General features: G+C 70.2%; 21 protein-coding genes. 12 read left to right on the forward strand and 9 right to left on the reverse strand.

Going from position 1 to position 23,915, the window contains the following annotated elements:
• Positions 1 to 7: 7 nt before the first annotated feature.
• A complete protein-coding gene (locus AB0I12_RS23320; protein WP_359933288.1) occupies positions 8 to 1,726 on the reverse strand; it encodes a glycoside hydrolase family 36 protein in 1,719 nt (572 codons plus the stop codon).
• 101 nt (positions 1,727 to 1,827) lie between these two features.
• Here AB0I12_RS23320 and AB0I12_RS23325 point away from each other — a divergent pair, with 101 nt between their 5' ends.
• From AB0I12_RS23325 to AB0I12_RS23340, 4 genes are read left to right on the forward strand one after another with little or no spacing between them, the layout of a single operon-like run.
• Positions 1,828 to 3,057: a hypothetical protein gene (locus AB0I12_RS23325; RefSeq protein WP_359933290.1), complete on the forward strand. Its 1,230-nt coding sequence runs from the start codon at positions 1,828 to 1,830 to the stop codon at positions 3,055 to 3,057.
• Positions 3,054 to 4,304, forward strand: a complete 1,251-nt coding sequence (locus AB0I12_RS23330; RefSeq protein ID WP_359933292.1) for an extracellular solute-binding protein — start codon at positions 3,054 to 3,056, stop codon at positions 4,302 to 4,304. Before AB0I12_RS23325 ends, AB0I12_RS23330 begins: the two co-directional genes overlap by 4 nt.
• Positions 4,301 to 5,344 (forward strand): sugar ABC transporter permease, encoded by a 1,044-nt coding sequence (locus AB0I12_RS23335; RefSeq protein ID WP_359933294.1) that lies wholly within the window; start codon positions 4,301 to 4,303, stop codon positions 5,342 to 5,344. The genes AB0I12_RS23330 and AB0I12_RS23335 overlap by 4 nt, the downstream gene beginning before the upstream one ends.
• A gap of 5 nt (positions 5,345 to 5,349) precedes the next feature.
• Positions 5,350 to 6,213 carry a carbohydrate ABC transporter permease gene (locus tag AB0I12_RS23340; protein ID WP_359933296.1) on the forward strand — a complete coding sequence of 288 codons (864 nt, stop codon included), beginning with the start codon at positions 5,350 to 5,352 and terminating at the stop codon, positions 6,211 to 6,213.
• On the opposite strand, the gene AB0I12_RS23345 is transcribed toward AB0I12_RS23340, so the two are convergent.
• From AB0I12_RS23345 to AB0I12_RS23375, 7 genes are all read right to left on the reverse strand, one after another.
• Positions 6,197 to 6,619: an STAS domain-containing protein gene (locus AB0I12_RS23345; protein ID WP_359933298.1), complete on the reverse strand. Its 423-nt coding sequence runs from the start codon at positions 6,617 to 6,619 to the stop codon at positions 6,197 to 6,199. The two genes, AB0I12_RS23340 and AB0I12_RS23345, sit on opposite strands and share 17 nt — an antisense overlap.
• Positions 6,620 to 6,701: 82 nt before the next feature.
• On the reverse strand, positions 6,702 to 10,007 hold the full coding sequence (locus tag AB0I12_RS23350; RefSeq protein WP_359933300.1) for a S8 family serine peptidase: 3,306 nt from the start codon (positions 10,005 to 10,007) through the stop codon (positions 6,702 to 6,704).
• A gap of 234 nt (positions 10,008 to 10,241) precedes the next feature.
• Positions 10,242 to 10,874 carry a response regulator transcription factor gene (locus tag AB0I12_RS23355; RefSeq protein ID WP_359933302.1) on the reverse strand — a complete coding sequence of 211 codons (633 nt, stop codon included), beginning with the start codon at positions 10,872 to 10,874 and terminating at the stop codon, positions 10,242 to 10,244.
• Complete coding sequence (locus tag AB0I12_RS23360) at positions 10,867 to 11,772, reverse strand: sensor histidine kinase (protein ID WP_359933304.1); 906 nt, start codon at positions 11,770 to 11,772, stop codon at positions 10,867 to 10,869. Before AB0I12_RS23360 ends, AB0I12_RS23355 begins: the two co-directional genes overlap by 8 nt.
• Positions 11,769 to 12,101 (reverse strand): hypothetical protein, encoded by a 333-nt coding sequence (locus AB0I12_RS23365; RefSeq protein WP_359933306.1) that lies wholly within the window; start codon positions 12,099 to 12,101, stop codon positions 11,769 to 11,771. The genes AB0I12_RS23360 and AB0I12_RS23365 overlap by 4 nt, the downstream gene beginning before the upstream one ends.
• Positions 12,102 to 12,126: 25 nt before the next feature.
• The gene (locus AB0I12_RS23370; protein ID WP_359933308.1) at positions 12,127 to 12,897 is read right to left on the reverse strand and encodes an ABC transporter permease; all 771 of its coding nucleotides are present in this window, start codon (positions 12,895 to 12,897) and stop codon (positions 12,127 to 12,129) included.
• Positions 12,894 to 13,808 carry an ABC transporter ATP-binding protein gene (locus AB0I12_RS23375; RefSeq protein WP_359933310.1) on the reverse strand — a complete coding sequence of 305 codons (915 nt, stop codon included), beginning with the start codon at positions 13,806 to 13,808 and terminating at the stop codon, positions 12,894 to 12,896. Before AB0I12_RS23375 ends, AB0I12_RS23370 begins: the two co-directional genes overlap by 4 nt.
• A 719-nt stretch (positions 13,809 to 14,527) precedes the next feature.
• Between AB0I12_RS23375 and AB0I12_RS23380 the strand changes: the two genes are divergently transcribed.
• Positions 14,528 to 16,084 (forward strand): DUF222 domain-containing protein, encoded by a 1,557-nt coding sequence (locus AB0I12_RS23380; protein ID WP_359933312.1) that lies wholly within the window; start codon positions 14,528 to 14,530, stop codon positions 16,082 to 16,084.
• Between the two features lie 423 nt (positions 16,085 to 16,507).
• Here the strand turns inward: AB0I12_RS23380 and AB0I12_RS23385 are convergent, their stop codons facing one another.
• A complete protein-coding gene (locus tag AB0I12_RS23385; protein ID WP_359933314.1) occupies positions 16,508 to 18,295 on the reverse strand; it encodes an AMP-dependent synthetase/ligase in 1,788 nt (595 codons plus the stop codon).
• 112 nt (positions 18,296 to 18,407) lie between these two features.
• Here AB0I12_RS23385 and AB0I12_RS23390 point away from each other — a divergent pair, with 112 nt between their 5' ends.
• From AB0I12_RS23390 to AB0I12_RS23420, 7 genes are read left to right on the forward strand one after another with little or no spacing between them, the layout of a single operon-like run.
• The gene (locus AB0I12_RS23390) at positions 18,408 to 18,863 is read left to right on the forward strand and encodes a hypothetical protein (protein WP_359933316.1); all 456 of its coding nucleotides are present in this window, start codon (positions 18,408 to 18,410) and stop codon (positions 18,861 to 18,863) included.
• 4 nt (positions 18,864 to 18,867) lie between these two features.
• Positions 18,868 to 19,299, forward strand: coding sequence for an SRPBCC family protein (locus tag AB0I12_RS23395; RefSeq protein ID WP_131462701.1), 432 nt, complete (start codon positions 18,868 to 18,870; stop codon positions 19,297 to 19,299).
• A 4-nt stretch (positions 19,300 to 19,303) separates the two neighbouring features.
• Entirely contained in the window at positions 19,304 to 20,608 is a 1,305-nt protein-coding gene (locus AB0I12_RS23400; RefSeq protein ID WP_359933318.1) for an ArsA family ATPase, read from the forward strand.
• A complete protein-coding gene (locus tag AB0I12_RS23405; RefSeq protein ID WP_359933320.1) occupies positions 20,605 to 21,003 on the forward strand; it encodes a hypothetical protein in 399 nt (132 codons plus the stop codon). Before AB0I12_RS23400 ends, AB0I12_RS23405 begins: the two co-directional genes overlap by 4 nt.
• Positions 20,994 to 21,965: an ROK family glucokinase gene (locus AB0I12_RS23410; protein ID WP_359933322.1), complete on the forward strand. Its 972-nt coding sequence runs from the start codon at positions 20,994 to 20,996 to the stop codon at positions 21,963 to 21,965. The genes AB0I12_RS23405 and AB0I12_RS23410 overlap by 10 nt, the downstream gene beginning before the upstream one ends.
• 58 nt (positions 21,966 to 22,023) lie before the next feature.
• Positions 22,024 to 23,154 (forward strand): ROK family glucokinase, encoded by a 1,131-nt coding sequence (locus AB0I12_RS23415; RefSeq protein WP_355689824.1) that lies wholly within the window; start codon positions 22,024 to 22,026, stop codon positions 23,152 to 23,154.
• Entirely contained in the window at positions 23,151 to 23,858 is a 708-nt protein-coding gene (locus AB0I12_RS23420; RefSeq protein ID WP_359933324.1) for an endonuclease/exonuclease/phosphatase family protein, read from the forward strand. The genes AB0I12_RS23415 and AB0I12_RS23420 overlap by 4 nt, the downstream gene beginning before the upstream one ends.
• Positions 23,859 to 23,915: the final 57 nt, after the last annotated feature.

Genomic DNA, 23,915 nt, shown 5'->3' on the forward strand with positions numbered 1-23,915 from the left:
TCCCCCTTTACTCGTACACGATCCGGGCCGCTCCGCCGACCGGTACGTCGATCGCCCAGACCGCGGGCGGGGTCGTCGTCTCCCGGTGCAGCTCGTGCCCCGAACAGTCCGACACTACGAGGTCGACCGGTCGACCGGCGGGACCTTCGACGTACAGCCGCGGCTCGGCGCTGCCGTTGACCACGACGGTGCACGGGTCATCTACCCGCACCACAGGGTTCGTGAACACGGCGATCACCGTTTCCGTCGCCCCGACCGCGCGCACCTGCGTGTAGCGCGCATCGGGGCGCGACGGCCGCAGTACGCCGCCCAGCAGGGCGTCGGCGTGGTCGCGCATGAACCCGAGCCAGTGCCGGACCACGCGCTCGTGATCGGGCGGCAACGCGTCCAGTTCCATCGAGACCTGCGGCGTGCTGAACAGTGCGCCGATGAACTGCCGCGCCACGTTCTCGACCGACGCCGACGGGCTCCACATCAGCATGTCGGAGTGCACCGCGCGATCTCCTGCCAGCAGTCGGCAATCGACAGTCCGCACGCGGTTCTCGACCGGGTCGAGCGCGCAGTCGCCGGCGCGCAGGAACGTGCCGAACTGCCACAGCCGCGGGTGCACGTAGTCCTGCCGGTACTCGATCAGCACGTCCGGGCGCAACCGCCGCAGCTCGTCGGTGATCGCCCGCAGCAGCAGCTCGACACCCTCGTCGACGGATTCGCAGTCGGCGTCCGGCGCCGCGGGCGGGGAGTCCCACGCCCAGGAGTCGATGAAGTCGATCTTCAGCCCGTCGACACCCCAGTCGCGGACCGGGCGGATCGCGCACTCGAGCAGGTGCTCGCGGACCTCGCGGTACCGCGGGTCCAGCACGGCGGTGACGTCGGCGTCCGCGAAGCCGAGGATCCGGTCCCGCAACCGCTCCCAGGCCTTCGAGTGCACGCCGATCAGCGGCGGCGCGAGCCACAGCACGTACCGCTGGCCGAGCTCGTGCACGCGCCGCACGTGCGCCGCCATGTCGGGGAACGTGCTGCTGGTCGGCTCCCAGTCGCCGCAGTACGCGTACCCGCGCCGCGTGTCGTCGGTCTGCCAGCCGTCGTCGACGATCACCGCCTGCATCCCGTACGCCGCTCCCGCGCGAGCGTGCCGTTCGACGGACTCGGCGGAAACGTGCTGGTGGTCGCTGTACCAGGTCGAGTACATCGCCGCACGCGCAACCGGTGGCACCGCGGCGACCCGATCACCCAACTCGGCTGCCCACTCCGCGGTCACGGCACGCAAGGCATCGGAGAAGTGCTGCGCCCGCAGATCGATCCGCAGCGTGAAGCCGTCGCCCTCCACATCCGCCACGGTCAGCTCGATCAGCTGCTCCGCCGTCTCCTCGTTCACCCCCACGGCAAAGTCACAGCCACGGACGTGGGACGACAGCGAGATCGTGGTGATGGCGTTGTCCTGTGCGTCGACGAGCGATGCCACCGGGGCCGAGCGGACCGAGCGGACGTCGCGCGCCGAGCCCCAGTCGGTCGGCAGGTTGCGCCGGGAGCCCTGGGTCGCCTGCCAGAGCGTCACCGCGTCCTCAGCCGGCCACGTCCACCGGAGCTTCACCGGCCCGTCGGCGAGCACGTCGTACCGCAGGACGCCCGGCTCGACAGCCGGGCGCGAGGTGAGGCTGCCGGGGCCGGCGAGGGTGCCCGTCCGCACGGTGCGACCGTCGGGGGAGCGGATCTCGAATGTCGTCACATGCCGGACTATAGCGGTAAAATCGCATCCCCAGAAGGTATTGACGGAATTGCCGGGCGTCTCTAGTTTTACCGCTAATATCCGATTCACGAGGAGACGCCGTGCTGGCTGTCAGCTCCGATCTGGCCTTCGTCGGGGAGGCTTTCGCCTGGGCCCGCGACCGGGCCCTCGCCTGGGTGTGCACCGGCGCGGGCAACCTGCCGTCGTACTGGGCCGGTTACCCGTCCCGGCCGCTGTTCTACTCCCGCGACGTCTGCCATCAGGCGGCCGGCGCGCACCTGCTCGGCCTGGACGCCGAGAACTTCGCGATGTTCCGGCACTTCGCCCGCTCCGCCACCCCGGCCCGCAAGTGGTTCCCGATCTGGGCCTTCCATTTCGACGGGCGGATCGCGGCCCTCGACTACCACGACGACGAGCACTTCGTCCGGGAGATCCCCGCGGTGTTCGACCTCGCCTACCGGGCGCTGGAACAGTACGACTGGACCGGCGACCGCCGCTGGATCGACGATCCCGACCTGGCGGCGTACTACCGGCACAGCGTCGACGACTTCGTCGCGGCACACGACGCCGACGGCGACGGCATCCCCGAGGCCGGCGGTACCGCGGACATCTTCCTCGGCACCGCGACGTACAACGAGCGCGAGGCGCCCCTGCTGATCGCGGGTGACGGCCTCGCCACGCAGTACGCCGTCCTCCGCAAGCTCGGTCTGCACGACCGGGCCGACCGGATCCAGGCGACGTACCAGGACTGGTGGAACGGCGACCATTTCGCCCGCGGCATGACCAAGGACGGCCTGGACTTCGACTGGGGACTGGAGTCGCACACGCTGGTCCCGCTGTTCGGGTTGAGCGGGACGGGGGAGCGCAACGAACTGTTCCTCGACTATCTCGAGAAACAGTTGGAGTCGCAGCCGCCGCTCAACATCGAGTCGTTCAGCTACTGGCCCGAGTTCCTGTTCCGGCACGGCCGCGACGAGGCGGCCTGGCGCTGGACCAAGCACCTGATCGACAGCCGCGACGACTACCCGGAGATCTCGTTCACGGTCGTCGAGCACCTGGTCGCCGGGCTGCTCGGGCTCCGGCCGGACGCCCCGAACGCGGCTCTGTCCATCACCTCCCACCTGCCCGCCGAGATCGGCGAGCTGATTGTCGACAATCTCCCGGTCGGCGGGTGGGATCTCCGCATCCATCAGATCGGCAAGCACACCACCGAAGTCACCGTGCACAGCGGACCCGGGCCGCTGACCGTGACGGTCGGCCCCGACTCCGAGACCCATTCCGCCGCACCCGGCAGCACCGCCCGGGTCGTTCAGCCCAAGGACCACGCATGAAGAAACTCGTCCCCGCCGCCCTCGCCGTCCTGCTGGCCGCCGGCTGCGCGACCGGCAACGCACCGGCCTCCAGCAAGGCCGCGGACAAGGCGGCCGACACCGCCGAGATCAGCTTCTCGTTCTGGGGCACCAACTCCGAGGCCGCGTCGCTGAAGGCGATCGCCGCCGCCTTCGAGAAGGCCAACCCCGGCGCCAAGGTGACCACGAACTGGATCCAGTCCGACTACGAGCAGAAGCTGCAGACCTCGATCGCGGCCGGCACCCAGTCGACGGTGATGGAGATCAGCAACACCAGCCTGGCCGGGTTCGCGCCGAGCTTCGCCGAGCAGACCGTCGACCCGAGCGCCTACGTACAGCCGAACATCTCGGCCGCACTGCAGTTGCAGGGCAAGTACTACGCGATGCCGTTCGCCGCCAAGCCGAAGGTGATGGCGATCAACACCGACGCCTTCAAGGCCGCCGGCGTGCCGTTGCCCAGCGCAACGACACCGTTGAGCCTCGACGAGTTCCGGACGATCGCCGCCAAACTGTCCCACGGCGAGGGCAAGGCACGGGTCTACGGCTCGAGCAACCTCTGGTACCGGGGCTGGCTGACCGCGGCCGGCGGCGGCTACTACAACGCCGACGCGACCGAGTGCACCTTCGGCGACGAGACCGGTGTGAAGACCGCGCAGTACGTCGTCGACATGCAGAAGAACCGGTACGCGCCGACCTCGACCGATATCCAGGGGCAGGACCAGGCGCAGTGGTTCGCGGCCGGGCGGCTCGCCACGTTCAGCGACTTCGGGCCGTGGACGGTCGCCGACTTCGCCAAGATCAGCAAGCCGAACTGGACGCTCGTCCCGGTGCCCGGCAAGGGATTCCCGATGGAGGTGGACGGGCTCGGCATCGCGAAGACCGCGAGCGGCAAGCAGCTCGAGACCGCCAAGAAGTTCGTCGAGTTCGCCAGCACCCAGCAGGTCGCCCAGGACCAGCTGATCCAGGGCAACACCGCCCTCGGCGTACCGATCATCGCGGCGTCCGCGCCGACGCTGGAGAAGGTGCTGCCGGCCGAGCGGAACCTCGCCGCCTTCACCGGCGCACTGAAGACCGGCGAGGTCGGCGTCTCGGTCGCCAAGGAGGCGCAGCTGTCCGGCGACGCCGAGAAGGGCATGACCAGCTACACCGCGCTCGGCACCGGTAAGGACGACGTCGCGAAGGTGCTGCCGCAGCTCGCGTCCAAGTGCACGCAGGCCCTGACCAAGTGAATCCCACCGTCGGCTGGATCCGCGACCTCGCGGCGTCCTGGGGCGTTCCCGCCGCACTCGTCCCGCTGGTCCCGTTCCTGCTGCTGCTGATCGTCCTGTACGCCGTCATCGGACTGGCGGCGTACGGGGCCCGGCGGCGCTGGCCGCGGGCGGACCGGACGATCGCGTTCTGGCTGTTCGTCTCGCCGTGGCTGATCGGGTTCGCCCTGTTCACGGTCGGCCCGATGGCGTCGTCGGTGTACGTCAGCCTGACCTCGTGGGACCTGATCACCCCGCCGAAGTTCGTAGGCCTGGCCAACTACACGGAGGCGCTTCAGGACCCGCGGGTCGGCCAGGCGCTGAAGGTCACCCTGCTGTACGCCCTGATCAGCGTGCCGCTGCAGACCGCGCTGGCGTTCCTCGTCGCGCTGCTGCTGAACTCGGACGTGCCCGGGATGCGCGTGTTCCGGACCGTCTGGTACCTGCCGAGCCTGGTGTCCGGCGTGGCTCAGATGGTGCTGTTCCTGTGGGTGTTCAACCCGCAGTACGGCCTGATGAACGACGTCCTCGCGCGGTTCGGGATCGAGGGACCCGGCTGGTTCAACGACGCGTCCTGGGCGCTGCCGACGGTGATCCTGATGAGCCTGTGGACGGTCGGCGGCGCGATGGTGATCTACCTGGCCGGCCTGAAGGACGTGCCGCCGAACCTGTACGAGGCGGCCGCGCTCGACGGCGCCGGACCGGTCCGGCAGTTCTGGCACGTGACGCTGCCGCAGATGTCGCCGATCATCCTGTTCAACGCGCTGACCGGGATCATCGGGTCGCTGCAGATCTTCACCCAGGGCTTCATCGCGAACGGCGGCCCGAAGGACTCGCTGCTGTTCTTCGTCTACTACCTGTACGACAACGCGTTCCAGAACTTCCGGATGGGGTACGCATCCGCGCTGGCCTGGATCCTGTTCGCGGTGATCCTCGCCCTGACCGCGGTCACCCTGCGCGGCAGCGCGTTCGCCGTGTACTACGAGACCGAACTGAACCGGCGCAAGCGGAGGCGCGGATGACCGCCATGGCAGAAACTCTGGCACTGCGCGCGGACCGGCCGTTCTGGCGCCGCAACCTGGGCACGACGATCGCCCTGTACATCGTCCTCGTGCTCGGCTCGCTCGTGTTCGTGTACCCGTTCCTGTGGATGATCGCGACCTCGTTGCGATCGCTCGCCGGCGTCGGCAGCTCGGGCGCGAGCGTCGTACCGCACGAGTTCCTGTGGGACAACTACCGGCGGGCGGTCACGTCGTTCCCGTTCTGGCGGTACACGCTGAACTCGGTGCTGACCACGCTGATCCCGATCGTGGGCACGGTGTTCTCCTGCTCGCTCGCCGGGTTCGCGTTCGCGCGGCTGCGGGTGCGGTTCGCCGGGGTGCTGTTCGCCGTCGTCCTGGCGACCATGCTGCTGCCGGGGGAGGTGACGATGGTGCCGCAGTTCATGCTGTTCAACAACTTCGGCATGGTCGACACGCTCTACCCGCTGATCCTGCCGGCGTTCTTCGGGTCGCCGTTCTACATCTTCCTGTTCCGGCAGTTCTTCGCCCGGATGCCGGCCGAACTGGCCGACGCCGCGGTCGTCGACGGCTGCGGCTGGTTCAAGATGTTCCTGCTCGTCTACCTGCCGCTCGCGCGGCCGGCCGTCGTCGCGGTGTCGATCCTGCTGTTCATGGGCTACTGGAACAACTTCCTCGGCCCGGCGATCTACATCAACTCCGACCACTGGAAGACCCTGCCGCTGGCCCTGGCCGGATTCCAGTCCGTCAACGGCACCGACACCCCGTTGCTAATGGCAACATCCGTGCTGATCACGGCGCCCTGCCTGCTGATCTTCTTCGTCGCTCAGAAACAGATCACGAACGGCATCACGTTCACGGGCGGGAAGTGATCCCGCCGATCGCCGGGCGGTACGACGGCAGCGCGTCCGCGAGGGTCGGGAAGTGCTCGAGGGGACGGGCCGCGGTGGCGGCCCGGGTCAGGTCGGCGAACCACTGGCCGGCGCCGGACGTCCGGAGCCAGCCGCCGTGCCGGACCGCCAGTTCGTGGGCGTCGGCGAGGACCTCGAGGGCGCTCGCCTCCATCGCGGTGACGCGCCGCAGGTCGACCACGAGCCGCGGCAGCTTGGTGGTGATCACGTGCCGCAGCTCGTCGGCGAACGTGGTCACGGTGCAGACGTCGACCCTGCCCGCCACCCGGACCACCGCACAGTCGCCGACAGAGCTCCAGCTGCAGACAAACGGTCCGCTCACCTCTGCCGGGCGGCGAGCGGACCTGATCGCGCGGGGTTTGTTCATGCGTACCGGTACCCGACGGCTAACCCGCGCGGGCGGGAGCGCCCGGGCCGGACCTGTGCGGCCCGGCCCGGACGCTTCACGATCAGTTGACGATGATCTTGTCGACCTCGATCGTGACGCCCTTGACGAGTGGCGTCGAGGTGCCGGTCGTCACCGTGCCGGTCCCCTTCTGCACACCCTTGATGTTCATCGAGTACGTCATCGACCCGCCGGGCGCACCCGGCGTACTCGTGATCCGGTAGTCGGTCACCGGCGGACCGGAGATCTGGCCGCCGGCCGTGCCCTCGAAGTTCTCCGCACCGACCGTCAGCCCGTACGCCGGACCGGGATCACCCGGCAGGTTGCCCGGGTCGTAGGCGTACGTGATGTCCTCGGTGCCGTTGATGCCGATCCACTGCTGGAACACCTTGGTACTCGAGGTGCCGAACAGGTTGACCCGCCATTCGAGGACGATCCAGCTGCTCACCCCGTCGGTCAGGACGGTGGCGTAGACGCCTGGCGCTCCGGTGCCGTCGAGGTCGGTCCAGAACGACGCGAGCACGTTGTTCGGCCGGGCCGGGTCGGGCAGCGTCTGCGGGACGAACTGGACGTCGTCACCGGTCGACGTACCGCCGACGACCGAATAGCCGTTCGAGGTGACGCCGATCTTCGTGTACGTCTGGCCGGCGTACACGAACGCCGGGACGTTGAAGTTCACTGCCTGTTCGTCGCCGATCGGAGTCGGCGCGGTTCCGAACGCGTCGAGTGGGATGTAACCGAACAAGGACCCGGGCGCGATGGCCGGACTGTCGGGCTGGCGCCCGGCCAGGGTCGCGGTCTTCGTCGCGATCTGCGTGCCGACCTGGGTCGCGCCGGTGACGCTGTTCAGCCGCAGTTGCGAACTCAGCGTGCTGACCGCCGTCACGTCGGTGCTCTTCAGGCTGTTGTTCTGCACGGTGACCGTGCACGTCGACCGCCCGGTGTTCCGCGCGATGGTGGACGGCGTACAGGTCTGGTCGACCGGCACGATGCCCTCCTGGCGGAAGAACGCCACCGGCAGGTGCAGCTGACGGCTGCCGCCGACCTGCTTCAGGTTGACCTGACCGAAGTACTGCCCGTCGGGTACGTCGGGCGCGGTGATGGCGATCGTCAGCTTCTGCGACTTGCCCGGCTTCACCTGGAACGCCGGCGGCAGGACGCTGATGTTCGCACCGTTGACCGTCGTACCACCGGCGGAGAAGGTCAGCGTCTGGTTGGTCACGTTGGTGACCGTCCGCGTGGCGGTGATCAGCCCCGGCATCGTCGGCGCGTTCACCGACGGCAGGTTGAGATCGATCCGGTTCAGCGGGTCGGTGGCCGAGAGCGCATAGTTCGCCGCGGTCTCGTTCAGCGTCAGACCGGGGTCGCCGGCCTTGGTGAGGTCGATCCGCCCGCCGCCGTAGTCGAACGGGTCGGCCGGGGTGGTGCGGTCCGGCTTGGTGACCGACGTCTTCGCCGTGGTCTCCAGCGCCGACTTGACCTGGCCGGGCGTCCACGACGGGTGCAGGGCGAGGACCAGTGCGGCGGAACCGGCGACGTGCGGTGACGACATCGACGTACCGGCGATCACCTGGTACAGGTTGCCGGGCGGGCCTTCGGCCGGGGACTCGGGAGTCGGTGTCTGGCCGGCCATGATGTGCAGACCCGGCGCGGTGACGTCGGGCTTGAGGAAGTCGCCGCCGGGGCCGCGCGACGAGAAGTACGTCATCACGTCGCCCTGCCAGGCGGTCTTGGCGCCTTGGGTGAACGACGCCGTGCTGCCCGGGTGCGCCCCGAGGAACGCCAGCAGCGCGTCGCCGTCCGGCTTCTCGAGCGCGACGGTCGGCAGCCAGTGGTTGTCGGTGAACACATCGAACGGGAACGAGTTGTACAGCAGCATGCCGACGGCGCCGCCTTGCCTGACGTTGAAGCCCTTGAGGACCCGGTTCGGGCCGCGCTCGCAGACAACGATCTTGCCGGAGAACAGGCCCGGCGGAGCCGGAGTGGTGCACAGCGCGTCGTTGTACGGCGGAGCGGACGCGAGGACGACCGGTGCCGGCGTGCTGACGCCGGACGTGATCGACGCGCCGGACACCGTGGCGGTCGCGCCGCCGCCCGTCAGCGTGACGGTCGAGCGGAACGTGCGGCTTTGCGTCGACGCCGCGACCGTGGTGACCCACGGGCCGCGGTGGTCGGTGGTGTTCGCGCCCGGACCGGAGTTGCCGGCTGATGCGGAGACGAAGACGCCGGCCGCGTACGCGTCCAGGAACGCGAGTTCGACCGGGTCGCTGTACGGGTCGCTGCCGCCGGAGATCGAGAAGTTGATCACCCGGACGCCGTCCAGGATCGCCTGGGCGACGGCCTGCACGGAGTCGGACGGGAAGCAGCCCTCGGCGCCGCAGACCTTGTAGACCGACACGGCCGCGGCCGGTGCGATGCCGGCGAGTGCGCCGCGGTCGATCCCAAGCGGGTTGGCGTTCGCGACGGGGCCGCCGGCCGACGTCGAGGCCGTGTGCGTGCCGTGGCCGTTGGAGTCACGCGCGCTGCTGGGATAGACGTCCCCGCCGATCACCGCGTTGTAGGTGTCGAGGAACGGCCGGCCGCCGATCAGCTTGTTGTTGCAGACGAACACGTCGGTCGCGGGCGTCAGCGGGTTGTCCCCGAAGTTGCAGGTGCGGGGCGTGCCGTCGGCCTTCGGCGGCGGCGCGGGCAGGGTGCCCGGGTCGGCGAACGACGGGTGTTCCGGCCAGGCGCCACTGTCCAGGACGCCGACGATGATGCCCTTGCCGGAGTTGGCCGAGCCGCCGAGCTGGTTGTAGATCGTCGGGGCGCCGATGAACGAGCCGCTGGAGTCGGTGAGCATCTCCTGCGGGTTGTCCTGCTGGACCGCGGCCACGCCGGGCAGCTTCAGCAGGTCGCGGGCCCGGTTCGCCGGCACGCTGACCGACATCCCGCCGTACACCGTGCGCAGCCGCTGGCCGGCCTTCGCGGTCGGCACCCGTGTCTGCATCGCGGCGAGGAAGTCGTTCTCCATCGTGGACACGTGCTTCAGGTACTTGGTCGCGTTCGCGCTCTTCACGTCGAGGCGCTTGCCGGTGACCGACGGGCTGGTGCCGGGCAGGCCCTTGATCCCGCCGCGGTACGCCGCCAGCGAGTCGTAGTCGAGCTTGACGACCACGCGGACCTGCTTGGCGGACGTGCTGTTCACCAGCGCGGGATCGCTCTTCGCGAGCTGCCCGCTGGGCGACTTCGCGCCGTTGACGATGCTCGCGACGGTCAGCGGCGTGGCCTTCCAGGGCCGGCCGTTCGGCGCGGTCGGGGACGGGTCGGCCGCCGCGGTCATCGCGGGCAGCAAGGCGGCGACGAGCAGACCGGCGGACACTCCGGCCATGACAGTTCGCGGACTTCGTCGGTGGAACGGTGACCTCATACGTGGGCCTCCAGTGAGACGGAAGAACGCCGTCACGGCAGGAGGCAGCGTCAGGAGACCCCCGACGAACGAATCAGGCCCTCACCCCTGTGACCGAACCCCCCCGGGACCGGCGTACGGCCGGCACCCCCGCGGCGCCTGCCTGTGCCCGAGGTTAAGCCCAGATTCCTTCCCGGGCCAGACTTCGGCGCATTCTCAGTCGCGACCGAGAATGCCTTGTTCGTAGCCCTTGGCCACGGCCGCGGCGCGGTCGGCGACCCCGAGTTTGGTGAAGACGTGGCTGAGGTGGGTCTTGACCGTGGCCTCGCTGATGAACAGTTCGCGCGCGATGTCGCGGTTCGACGTGCCCTTCGCGACCAGCTCCAGGACCTGCCGTTCACGGGCGGCCAGCGGGCTCGGCGCCGGCGACCGGACGGCCGAGACCAGCCGGGAGGCGACGGCGGGGGAGAGCACCGTGCGACCGGCCGCGGCCTGTCGCACGGCGTTGAACAGCTCGTCCTGCGGCGCGTCCTTGAGCAGGTACCCGGTCGCGCCGGCCTCGATCGCGGGCAGCGTGTCGGTGTCGGTGTCCCAGGTCGTCAGGACGAGCACCTTGGCGCGGATGCCGCGGCGGGTCAGCTCGGTGATCGCGTCGAGCCCACTGCCGCCCGGCATCCGCAGGTCCATCAGGACGACGTCCGGGTCCAGCTCCGCGGCCAGGTCGACCGCCTCGACGCCGTTGGCGGCCTCGGCGAGCACGGTGAAGCCGGGCGCCGACTCGAACATGCCGCGCAGCCCGTTTCGCACGACGGGGTGGTCGTCGACGAGGAGCAGCGAGATGTCAGCCATGGAGCACCAGCGGGAGACGCGCCGAGACCGCCGTACCGAAGCCGGGCTCGGACTCGACCGTCAGCGAGCCCGCGATGCGTTCAGCGCGGGCCCGCATGCCGTCGAGGCCGAAGCCGCCGGTGCCCGTCCGGGGGGTCAGCGCCAGCGGGTCGAATCCGTTGCCGTCGTCACGAATGTCCACTGTCACCTCGTTGTCCATGAAACTGAGCGTGACCCCGACGCGGAGCGCGGCGGCGTGCTTGGCCACGTTCGCGAGGGCTTCCTGGGTGATGCGCAGGATGGTCGCGGAGACCTCCCCGTGCAGATGCTGCGCCGCACCGGTCACCGTGAGCTCCGCAGGTACGCCGGTCCGCTCGGCCCACTGGTCGACCGCCTTGCGGAGCGCCTCGGGGAGACCGTCGTACGACAGGCCGGCGGGCGCCAGGTTCTGCACCGAACGACGGGCCTCGCCGAGGCTGTGCCGGGCCAGCTCGGTCGCGCGGCCGACGTGCTCGGTGACGGTGGCCGGATCGGTGGTGTTCGCGACCACCTGGAGCTGGGCGATGATGCCGGTCAGGCCCTGCGCGATGGTGTCGTGGATCTCCGCGGCCAGCCGCCGGCGCTCGTCGGCGATCCCCGCCTCGCGGGCCTGGACGAGCAGCTGGGCCTGCAGCGCGGCGTTCTCCTCATGCGCCTGCTGGAGCTGCTCGATCGTGTCGGCGCGGGCCCGGGACCGCGCCTCCTGGCGGTCGGCGAAGTGCTTCACGACGGTGAGCAGCGCGTTGTTCGCGACCAGCAGGCCGGCGAAGGCGAGCCAGCCCGTGCGTCCTTCCGGCGGGAAGCGCCCGGTCTGCGCACTGGCGATCGGGATCGTGGTGACGAACAGTGCGAGCCGTTTCCGCCTCCGGCCCGGGATCACTTCGTCGTGTCGTAGTAGCCCGCCGCCACGTAGAACGCGAAGAAGCCGCTCAGGGTCGTCAACGCGGCGGCGATCGCCCAGCGGAGCACGTAGTACGTCACGGACACGGCATTCGGGCCGCGGTGCAGGCGGTGGCTCCAGCTCCACCACAACTGCAGGACCAGCGCGGCGCCGACCAGCGCGTACGCCGCGATCTGGTCCCGGCCCGACGGCATGATCTCGCCCGCCGTCGCCAGCGCCAGCAGGAAGCTGAGGCCGAGCAGGAAGTACGGAGCCCAACGGTGGAACGCCGCCTCGTGCCGGTCGAGGTCGCTGTCCGTCGTTGTCACGGATCCAGTGTGCACGACCCGGGCCCTACTCCCAGCGGAACCAGCGGACGGCCGCCGCGGACAGGACCGCCGCCCACACGATCAGCACGCCCAGGTGGGACCAGTCCGGCCAGTGCCCGGCCGCGGCCTGCTCGAGCGCCTGGGACGCGGCACCGAACGGCAGCAGGACGACGATCTCGCGCAACGTGTGTGGCATCGACTGGACCGGGGCCCACAGACCCGCGGAGAAGAGGCTCGGGAAGAACACCAACGTGCCGATACCGGTCGCGAGCCGCGCGGTCGGAGCGAGCGCCGAGATCAACGCGCCGAGCGCCAGCGCGGTGGTGACGGTGAGCAGGAACGCCAGCGCATACCCGAAGGTCTGCTTCGGCAGCTGGACGTCGAACGCCAGCCGGCCGATCGTCAGGCAGACCAACGCCGACAGCACACCCGCCGCGCCGTTCAGCCCCATCTGCGCGATCAGCAGCTCGGACGGGCGGACCGGCGTCAAGGACATCCGGCGCAGGATGCCGCGTTCGCGGTAGCCGGTGAGCACCGGCGGCATCGCCTGCAGGCCGGTGACGATCAGCGCGACCAGGACGAGGGTCGGCACATACACGTCGATGACCCGCATCCCGAGACCGGGGTCGAACCTCCGGAAGCTGCGGATCGACCCGAGGATCACCAGCAGCAGCGGCGGGAAGCCGAGTGTCCAGAACAGCGCGCCGGCCTCCCGGCGGAACAGCCGCGCCTCGGCCCGCAGTACGGCGGTCCGTGGCGACGGACGGCGGACCGGGGCGATTGTGCTAGTGGTCACCGGGGGGCTCCTGTCAGGTCGAGGAAGGCGTCGTCGAGCGTCGCGTCGGTGACGCGGAGCTGGTGGGCGGTGATGCGGCGGCGGGCGAGCAGGGACAGCAGCGCGGTCACGGTCTCGTCGGAGCCGGCGAGGGTGATGCGGGCGTCCTTGTGCTCGATGCTCGCGACCGCGGGCAGCGCGGTGAGATCCTCGTCGTCGAGCGGCGCCGACGGCGTGAACGAGATGATCGTGGCCCCCGCCGTCCGGCTGATCAGTCCCTGCGGGGTGTCGAGCGCGGTGATCCGGCCCTTGTCGATCAGCGCGATCCGGTCGCAGAGGCGCTGGGCCTCCTCCATGAAGTGCGTGACCAGCAGGACCGTGACGCCACGCTCGCGGACGTCCTCGACGATCTCCCACGTCTCCCGGCGGGCGCGCGGATCGAGCCCGGTGGTCAGCTCGTCCAGCACGACGACGCGCGGATTCCCGATCAGCGCGAGCGCGATGAACAGTCGTTGCTTCTGGCCACCACTGAGCACACCGAACCGGGTGCTCAGCAGGCTCGCCAGGCCGAGGCGCTCGGCGAGCGGGCGCCAGTCGGCTGGGCGCGGGTACAGCGCGGCGTACAGCTCGAGGGCCTCGCGGACCGTGAGCTTGGCCTGCAGCTCGCTCTCCTGCAGTTGCGCGCCGAGCACCTGGGTGACGGCAGCGTGGTCGGCGACCGGGTCGAGCCCCGCGATCCGGATCTGCCCGCCGTCAGGGACCCGCAGCCCCTCGACGCACTCGACGGTCGTGGTCTTGCCGGCGCCGTTCGGCCCGAGGATGCCGAAGATCTCGCCCTCGTCGACACCGAACGACACCCCATCGACGACGGTGCGCCCGCCGTACACCTTGCGCAGCTCACTGACTTCGACGATCGGGGAAGCACTGGTCATGCATCGAGCTTCGCGGACGGAGTACACCGCTCACATCGCCCAACGGGATACTCCCGCCATCAGCCATCCGGCTGATGGCGGGAACCACTTGGCGAGGGTCCCGGGCGCACACACGTCTCCACCGGCAGACGCTGTGGATCGACAACTGAAGCTGCATGCGGGACCAACCAGACACCCAGCTCTCCACAGAGAACAGAGAAGAAAAATAGAGTGGCTTGGCGCGTGGTCGCCTCGGCACTTAGGTGCGGTTTGCCTGGCCGCCCCGCGGCGCGCGGGCCGGGAGACATCGGTACCTGGCAAGACCATGAGAACGGTGTTGCTGGCCAGCAACACCGCGGATAGCCGCCCGACCTGCTCCAGCAAGAGCTCGGCAAGACCGGAACATCAAGTTCGCCACACTGCTCGACGACACCTTCCCCGCGATGTGCACGCCAGTTGCCGGGGCAGAAAGCGCGAGCAGATCGACTGTCACATCCGAGATCCCGTGCGCAGCGGGTGGCAGCTGCAGCGGTCGGAGAGCGGCGCACCTGGCGGCGGAGGCCGTGCATCCAGTTTGAGGTGTATGGCTGGGTTCGACGGGTCATCAATTGGTTCATGAAGCAACCCTGGATGGGCTGGGGTGTTTGCTGGTGTGGGCCCACAGGCAGCCCACGAATAGCCCACAAAATAAGGGGATTCCGGCTCGGAAACTGTCGGTGGGACCGTCTAAAGTCGATGCCATGGAACTTCTAGGCGAACGGCCGGCGTGGTCGATGAGTGGCAGCGAACTGCTGTCCACCCTCGACACGCTGGAGGCCGAGCTCGCCCGCCTGGAGGCCTACCGGCTGAGCGTGGTCGCCGCGATCGAGTCCACCGGGTACGCCGAAGAGCTCGGCGCCCGCGACACCGCCGAACTGCTGCGCTTCCGGTACCGCCTGGACCCCCCGGCCGCCCGCCGCACCCTCCGCCTCGCCCAGACCGCCCCGCACTACCCGGCCGTGGCGACCGCCCTCGAGCGCACTGCCTCCTCCGCAGCCGACGACAACCGATCCGACGACAGCGGATCTGGGGACGGTGCTGACAGTGGCTGGTTGCTGCGGCCGGCGCAAGCGGCCGCGATCGTGTTCGGTCTCGACCGGGTCCGGTCACGGGTCCCGGTGGAGCATCTGGACGCGGCTGCGGAACAGTTGGTCGGGCTGGCCGGTCACCTGTCGCCCGGCGAACTGCGCACCGCCGCCAAGGAGATCGCCGACCTGCTGGACTCCGACGGCCCCGAACCCGAAGAACTGAAGGCGTATGAACGCGAGTCCCTGACGCTCTCGGCTGCCGACAACGGCGTGAAGTTCAAGGGCTTCCTGGCCAACGAGAACGCCGAACTCCTGCGCGCCGTCGTCCACGCCGGCGCTCGCCCGCACAAGACCGTCGACGGCGAACACGACCCGCGCCCGCGCGACAAGCGCCAGGCCGACGCCCTGTCCGGCGCCCTGAGCATCGCCGCCGCCGTGTGGGACACCACCGCCCCCACAGCCGGCCCCGCCACGGGCACCGAGGGCGCCGCGAGCACCGCGGGTACAGGGGACATGGCAGGCACCGCGGGCACGGATGGTCGGGTGGCCGGATACGGCGCGAAGGCGAACATCACGGTCACGATCGACCTCGACGACCTCAAAGCCGCCACCGCGGACGCGATCGGGCGCACCGTCTACAGCGGCGGGCTGTCGGCCGCGACGATCCGGCGGCTGGCCTGTGACGCGAACATCATCCCGTTGGTGCTGGGCTCGAATTCGGAACCGCTCGATGTCGGGCGCCGCGTGCGGCTGGTCACCAAGCCGATACGGCGCGCCCTGGACGCCCGCGACCGGGGCTGTGTGGTGTGTGGGGCGCCGCCGATCATGTGCGACGCCCATCACCTGGTCTCCTGGATCGACGGCGGCGACACCAAAGTCTCGAACCTGGCTCTGCTGTGCCGTCGCCATCACACCGACCTGCACAGGGGCCGCTGGCATATCACCATCCTCGACGGCGTCGTCCACGTCGCCCGCCCCAGCTGGGCCGAACCCGCACCCACCCCCGCCACAGCCCGACGCACGGCACCACCACCGCACGCCCAGCCACGGCGTACGGCGCCGCCGGACGTCGAGCCACGGCGTGCGGCATCGCCGGAGGTCCAGCCCGGATCTGAGGCACCGCCGGACGTCCAGCTATCTGACAGCGAGGAGACCATCGCCGACCGGTCGCGATGGCGGGCCGACGCGGCTGCCCTGCAGCAAGCGGCCGCCTTCGCAGCTGCCGGGTGAGACCGGTGCAAGCCGGACAGCACAACAACCTCCTACCCGCGAGCCTGCGGGCAGGTGGTTGTTGTGCTGCAGCGGCGGGTCAGGACACGGCCCGCAGCTTGAGCGACGCGCCGGCCACTACGCCGAACGGAATCCTCCAGCCGCCCCGGGCAGCGGGAGGTTCGTCCTGTCGCCCGACCTGCGCGCCCGCGAACGGGTCCGCCTCGCGCGTCGTCCCTTACCGGTCACACACGCACCTGCGTGTGTCGAGGCCGTCGTCCCCGCTCGTGGTCACAAGGCGGAACGAGGCTGCCGCCAACGCGGACCTGGGCTGTCGACGAGGGCGGGGCTGGGCTAATCGCGGCGGCAGGTGGTGCTGAGGCGTACGGGTAACAGCCTCGGTTCAGCCGCTCCTGCCTCCTTGATAGTTCCTGCCGCGCTTACCTACTTCGCGTAGAGGGCCTCGACGTCCGTGCCGTACTTCTCCATCACGATGTGGCGGCGCAGCGACAGCTTCAGCGACAGTTCGCCGGACTCCTGAGTCCAGTCGATCGGCAGGATCGAGAACTTCTTGATCGCCTCCGCGTGCGAGACCGAGGCGTTCGCGTCGTCGATCGCCTTCTGCACCTCGGCGATCAGCTCGGCGTCCCGGGTCAGCTCGGCCGGGTCGGTCGGCTTCCCGCGCTCGGTCGCCCACGGCACGATGGTCTCCGGGTCGATCGTGATCAGCGCGGCGATGAACGGCTTGCCGTCGCCGACCACCATGCACTGGCTGACCAGCGGGTGCAGCCGGATCTGGTCCTCGAGCAGCGTCGGCGCGACGTTCTTGCCGCCGGCCGTCACCAGGATCTCCTTCTTCCGGCCGGTGATCTTGATGAACCCGTCGACGTCGAACTCGCCGAGGTCGCCGGTGTGGAACCAGCCGTCCGCGTCGATCGCGGCCGCGGTCGCCTCGTCGTTCTTCCAGTACCCCTGCATCACCTGGCCGCCCTTGAAGAGCAGCTCGCCGTCGTCCGCGACGGCCACGGTCACGCCGGGCAGTGGGCGGCCGACGGTGCCGATCCGGATGTCGTCGGGCAGGTTCACCGACACCGCAGCGGTGGTCTCGGTGAGGCCGTAGCCCTCCAGGACCGGTACGCCGATGCCGCGGAAGAAGTGGCCGAGCCGGTCGCCGAGCGGGGCGCCGCCGGAGACGGCGTACTGCACCTGGCCGCCGAGCACCGCCCGCAGCTTGCCGAAGACGAGCCGGTCGAAGAGCAGGTGCTTGGCCTTCAGGCCGAACGACGCGCCGCCCTTGTCCTGGGCCTGCGAGTACGCGATCGCGGTCTCCGCGGCGGCGTCGAAGATCTTGCCCTTGCCGTCGGCGTGCGCCTTCTGGCTGGCCGAGTTGAACACCTTCTCGAACACCCGCGGCACGCTCAGGATGAACGTCGGCCGGAACGCGCCCAGATCGTCGACGAGGTTCTTCACGTCGGCGCTGTGCCCGAGCTTGACCCGCTTCATCACGCAGCCGACCTGGATGATCCGGGCGAACACGTGCGCCAGCGGCAGGAACAGCAGCGTGCTCGCGCCGGTGGTGTCGAACAGGTTGTCGAGGATCTTCACCGCCGGGTTGAGCTCGTCCATGAAGTTCGAGTGGCTGATCTTGCAGCCTTTCGGGCGGCCCGTCGTCCCGGAGGTGTAGATCAGCGTGGCCAGGTCGTCCGGCGTGACTGCGGAGCGGCGCTTGTCGAACTCGGCGTCGGAGATCTCCTGGCCGAGCGCGGTGAGCTGGTCGACGGCGCCGGCCTCGATCTGCCAGACCTCCTGCAGCGCCGGCGCCTCGGCCCGGGCGGACTCGACCACAGCGCCGTGGGTCGCGTTCTCGACGACGGCGACGACGGCCTCGGAGTCAGTCAGGATCCACTGGACCTGCGACGGCGACGAGGTCTCGTAGATCGGCACGGTGACCGCGCCGATGCTCCAGATCGCGTAGTCGACCAGCGTCCACTCGTACCGCGTCGGGCTGAGCAGGGCGACCCGCTCGCCGTGCTTCACGCCGGCCGCGATCAGGCCCTTCGCGACACTCGTCACCTGCCGCGCGAACTCGGCCGCGGTGATGTCGGTCCAGGTCGTGCCGGTGCGGCGGCTGAACACGGCGGTGTCGGGATGCGAGGACGCGTTCGCCCACACCGGGTCGCTCAGGCTCCCGGTGGGCGCTTCTGTCACAGCAGGAACGGTGTACTCACGCATCCGCGTCTCCTCAGTCGGTCACGAATTGTCGACTTCCGGCGCACGCTACAGTCACCTACCCACAAGTAGCCAGGTTTATGTGACCCACGGAACTATGGACTAGCTTCTAGCCATGCCGTTGCTCGACATCAGTTGCGACGACCTGGTCGTTGCTGATCCAGCCTACGTCGCCGAGCGGCTCGGTTCGGACACCCTCTGGCGCGAGTGGTGGCCGGACCTGACCCTGACGCCGTCCGAGCGGCGCGGCCTGGAGGGTGTCCGGTGGGCCGTCACCGGCGCTGCGACCGGTACGGCGGAGTGGTGGCTGGAGGCGGTCCGCGACGGGGTCGTCGTGCACTGGTACCTGCGGGTCGACCCCGCGAAACCGGTCCGCGGCCGCGCGGCCGAACGTTTGAAGGAGCGGTACGTCGCGGCGTACCGGAAGCGGCTGTGGGCGTTCAAGGACGAAGCCGAGGCGGGCCGCGCGGCGGGCGAACGCCGTCCCGGGGCCGATCCCGCGATAGTCTCCGGTGAGGACATCGGCCCACCGGCCGGTCCCTCGCACCAGACCCGACCGGCGAAGAGGTGAATCGATGGCGGAACAGACCACCTCGACCATCCAGGTGAACGCGACCCCCAAAGAGATCATGGCGGTGATCGCGGACTTCGCGGCGTACCCGGAATGGGCCGACTCGATGCGGGAGACCGAGGTGCTGTCCACCGACGAGGCCGGCCGGCCGAACAAGGTGCGCTTCAAGGTGGACGCCGGCGCGATCTCCGACGAGTACACGCTGGCCTACGTCTGGTCCCGCAACGAGGTGACCTGGACGCTGGTCGAGGCGAAGATGGTCAAGGGGATGGACGGCGCATACGTGTTGCGCGATCTGGGTGCGGAGGGGACCGAAGTGACGTACCGGCTGGCTGTCGACGTGGCGATCCCGATGATCGGGATGCTGAAACGCAAGGCAGAGAAGGTCATCATCGACACCGCCCTGAAGGGCCTCAAGAAGCGCGTCGAGTCCTGATCCAGTGACTCGGGTTCTGCTCTACACAGGTAAGGGCGGCGTAGGGAAGACGACCTCCGCTGCCGGGACGGCCACGCTCGCGGCGCTGCGCGGGCTGCGCACGCTGGTGCTGTCGACGGACGCCGCGCACTCGCTGTCGGACGCGTTCGACTCCGAGGTCGGGCCGGAGCCGACCGAGATCGACGACCTGCTGTTCGTCCAGCAGATCGACGCGCAGCGCAAGTTCGAGCGGTCCTGGGGCGACATCCAGAGCTACCTGCGGTCGGTGCTGCACACGGTCGGGGTGGACCCGATCGAGGCCGAGGAGCTGACCGTGCTGCCCGGCGCCGCGGAGGTGCTCGCGCTGCTCGAGGTGCGCGACCACGTCCGGTCCGGCCGCTGGGACGTGATCGTCGTGGACTGCGCGCCGACCGCCGAGACGCTGCGGCTGCTGGCGTTGCCGGAGGCCCTGAACTGGTACCTCGAGCGGATCTTCAACGCCGAGCGAAAGATGATGCGCACCTTCCGCCCGTTCCTGAACCGCGGCTCGAGCATCCCGGTGCCGGACGACACCGTCTTCGACGCGCTGCGGCGGCTGCAGGCCGACCTGTCGGACATCCGCACGCTGCTGGCCGGGCCGGACGCCTCGGTGCGGCTGGTCCTGACGCCCGAGGCGGTCGTGGTCGCCGAGGCCCGGCGCTCCCTGACCCGGCTGTCGCTGTACGGGTACCGCGTCGACGGTGTCGTGGCGAACCGGGTTTTCCCGGCCGCCGGCGCCGACAGTTGGCGCCGGCAGTGGGTCGCCGCGCAGCGCGGGATCCTCGAGGAGGTCGCGGACTCGTTCCGCCCGCTGCCGATCTGGGAGTCGCCGTACCGGGTCTGTGAGCCGGTCGGCGTCGAGGAGCTGGCCGCGTTCGCGGTCGAGATGTACGGCGGGGACGACCCGTTCGCGCGGGCCACCGCCGACACGTCGCTGTGGGTGGACCGGCACATCGACACCGACGGCCGGACGTACACGCTGACGATGCCGTTGCCGTTGGCATCCGCCGACGAGCTGGAGCTGGCGCGGCACGGCGACGAGCTGATCATCACCGTCGGGTCGTACCGGCGGGTGCTGCCGCTGCCGGCCGCCCTGGCGCGCGGCGTGGTCGCGGGCGCCCGCCTCGACGACGGCCGGCTGCAGGTGCGGTTCTCGCCGCGGGAGGCCGCCCGGCCGGTCGCGCCCGAGATGCCGAGCGGATCCGGTCCGCTGGAGTCGGCCCAGGAGCTGGCCCAGGGCCTGACAGCCGAGTACCACGAGCAGCTGAGCCGCCACGAGGCCGCACGGTGAGCAAAGAACCTATCGGCTCGGTCGCCGAGGAGGCGGCGAAGCTGTTCGCCGTCCTGCAGAACGCCGCCAAGGACGCCCCGCCCGCTGACGAGAATGCCGCCGAGCACGAGCACGGGCACAAGCTGGGGCCGGACTGTGTGTGGTGCCCCGTGTGTCAGCTGATCCACCGGGTGCGGAACACCAGCCCGGAGACGGTCGAGCAGCTGTCGACGGCCGCCGCGCACGTGCTGGGCTCGTTGAGATCTCTGCTGGAGGCCGCCGCGGACGCGGCCCGGCAGGCGCGGGAGGACGCAGCGTCGCGGTCCTCCGCAGCGGAGGAGGAACCGGCCCAAGAAGCGACCCGGTCCCGGGTGGACCGGATCGACGTGAGTGAGGACCCCGAACCATGGGACTGACGATCGGCATCGATGTCGGCGGTACGAAGATCGCCGCCGGCGTGGTCGACGAGACCGGCGCCATCATCGCGCGGACGCAACGCGATACCCCGGCCGACTCGACCGACGCGACCGCGGCGGCGATCTGCGACGCGGCCGCCGAGCTGATCGCGGCGCACGCCGTGGAGGCGGTCGGGATCGGCGCCGCCGGATTCGTCTCGTCGGACCGGTCGACGGTGCTGTTCGCGCCGAACCTGGCCTGGCGCGACGAGCCGCTCGGCGCGCGGGTCGCCGCGGAGCTGAACATCCCGGTCGTGGTCGAGAACGACGCGAACGCGGCCGCCTGGGGCGAGTTCGCGTTCGGCGCCGCCAAGGACGTCGAGCACATGGTCTGCATCACAGTCGGCACCGGGATCGGCGGCGGCGTCGTGGTCGACGGTGAGCTGCTCCGCGGCGCCAACGGCGTGGCGGCCGAGCTCGGCCACATGCGCGTCGTCCCCGGTGGACACCGGTGCGGCTGCGGTTCCCGCGGCTGCCTGGAGCAGTACGCCTCCGGCAAGGCGCTGGTGCGCGAGGGCAGGGCCCAGGCCGAGTCGGGTTCGCTGGCGGCGGTGCAGATGCTGAGCGTGTGCGGCATCACCGACCCGGCCGAGCTGACCGGCCCGATGATCACCGACGCCGCGATGCAGGGCGACCCGTGCGCCGTCGAGCTGCTCGAGGACCTCGGCCGCTGGCTCGGTGAGGGAGTGGCCAGTCTGGCGACCATCTTCGACCCCAGCCTCGTCGTGGTCGGCGGCGGTGTGAGCGCGGCGAAGGACCTGATCATGAAGTCCGCGGTGCAGGCGTTCGAGAAGGTGCTGCCCGCCAAGGCGAACCGCCCGCACGCACCCTTCACCCTCGCCGAGCTGGGCAACGACGCCGGCCTGATCGGTGCCGCCGACCTGGCCCGGCAGCCGGCCGCAGTGCCGGTGACGTCCCGATGATTGTCCTGACCTGGGATACTGGAGGCTGTCCGGCGGGGGTCGCGAGAAGGGTCGAACCTTGGCTTTGACGCAGGCTTTGACGATCGGGATCGACATCGGCGGGACCAAAGTGGCCGCCGGAGTGGTCGACCCCGAAGGCAACATCCTGGACCGGTTGCGCCGCGACACGCCGACCAAGGACCCCAAGGAGACCGAGGACGCGATCGCCGAGATCGTCCACGACCTGGAGTCGCGGCACGACGTGATCGCGGTCGGCATCGGCGCCGCCGGCTTCGTCGACGGCACCCGGTCGTCGGTGCTGTTCGCGCCGCATCTCGCCTGGCGGCACGAGCCGCTGCGGGACGCGGTCGAGCGCCGGCTCGGCCTGCCGGTCGTGGTGGAGAACGACGCCAACGCGGCCGCCTGGTCGGAGTGGCGGTTCGGCGGCGGCCAGGGCGAGAGCCACCTGGTCTGCGTCACGCTCGGCACCGGCATCGGCGGCGCGATCCTGAACGACGGCGCCTTGCAGCGCGGCAAGTTCGGGATCGCGGGCGAGTTCGGGCACATGCAGGTGGTCCCCGGCGGCCACCGCTGCGAGTGCGGGAACCGCGGCTGCTGGGAGCAGTACGCGTCCGGCAACGCGCTCACCCGGGAGGCCCGCGAGCTGGCGCTGTCCGGTTCGCCGGTCGCGCACAACCTGCTCCGGGCCGCCGGCGGCGACCCGAGCAAGATCAACGGCCCGATGGTGACCGAGCTGGCCAAGGACGGCGACCCGGTCGCGGTCGAGCTGCTCGAGGAGGTCGGCCGCTGGCTCGGCGTCGGCCTCGCGAACCTGGCCGCCGCGCTGGACCCGGGCACGTTCGTGATCGGCGGCGGCGTGTCCGACGCGGGCGAGCTGCTGCTGGCGCCGGCGCGGGAGGCGTTCAAGCGGACGCTGACCGGTCGCGGGTTCCGCCCGGAGGCCCGGATCGTCCGCGCGGTGCTCGGTCCGGAAGCGGGTCTCGTCGGCGCGGCCGACCTGGCCCGTGAAGAGGCCACCTGGCTGCGCCGGGTGCGGGTGAAGACCACGGCCGTGACCGCGAAGACGGCTGCGGCGCGCGGACGCTCGACCCGCCTGGAGCGGGCGGCCCGCAAGTCCGCTGGACGCCGTACCGGGATGCGTGCCGCCGCGTCCGACCACGACCTGCACCACGCCGACCCCGACGCATGACCGACGGCTCCCTCCGGGTGCTGTCGTACAACGTGCACCGCTGGGGTGACGACCGTACGGCGCTGGCGCGGGTGGTGCGGGCGTGCGCGCCGGACGTGATGCTGGTCCAGGAGGCGCCGACCTGGTTCGGGACGCGGCGCAAACGGCGGGCGATGGCCGCGACGTTCGGCCTGCGGTACGTCGCGGCATCCGCCCGGAACGCGATCCTGATTGCCGACGGCATCGAGTTCGCCGAGCCGCTGCACTGGCGGATCTGGCGGCCGTTCGTCCGCCGCCGGCTGAACTTCATCGCCACCCAGCTCCCCGGCGGAGCCGCCGGCGGCTACGTGCTCGTCGGCGCCGCCCGGCTCGCGGTCGTCTGCTGCCACCTCGGCCTGCACATCCTCGGCCGCCGGCGTGAACTCGAGCAGATCCTGCGCCGCTGCCGGACGTTCGGCGCGCCGTACCTGCTGGCAGGCGACCTCAACGAAGAACCCGACGGCCCGGTGTGGAAACGCCTCGCCGCAGAGGGCCTGACCGACCTGGGCGCCGACGCGGGCCCGACCTTCAGCTCCACCGACCCGCACAAACGCATCGACGGCGCCCACCTGTCACCAACACTCCAGGGCCGCATCCTCCCGCTGCCCGCGTCGGCCGAGGACCTGGCCGCCGCGTCCGACCACCTGCCGATGCTGATCGAGATCAGCTCCCGCGACAGGCCTTGACGGTCGTTCGTCGGCGTGTGCACGTTGGGAGATGTCCTGGCGTGCCAGGCGTCGGGG

The organism is Kribbella sp. NPDC050459 (assembly GCF_040655315.1).
Taxonomy (GTDB): Bacteria; Actinomycetota; Actinomycetes; order Propionibacteriales; family Kribbellaceae; genus Kribbella.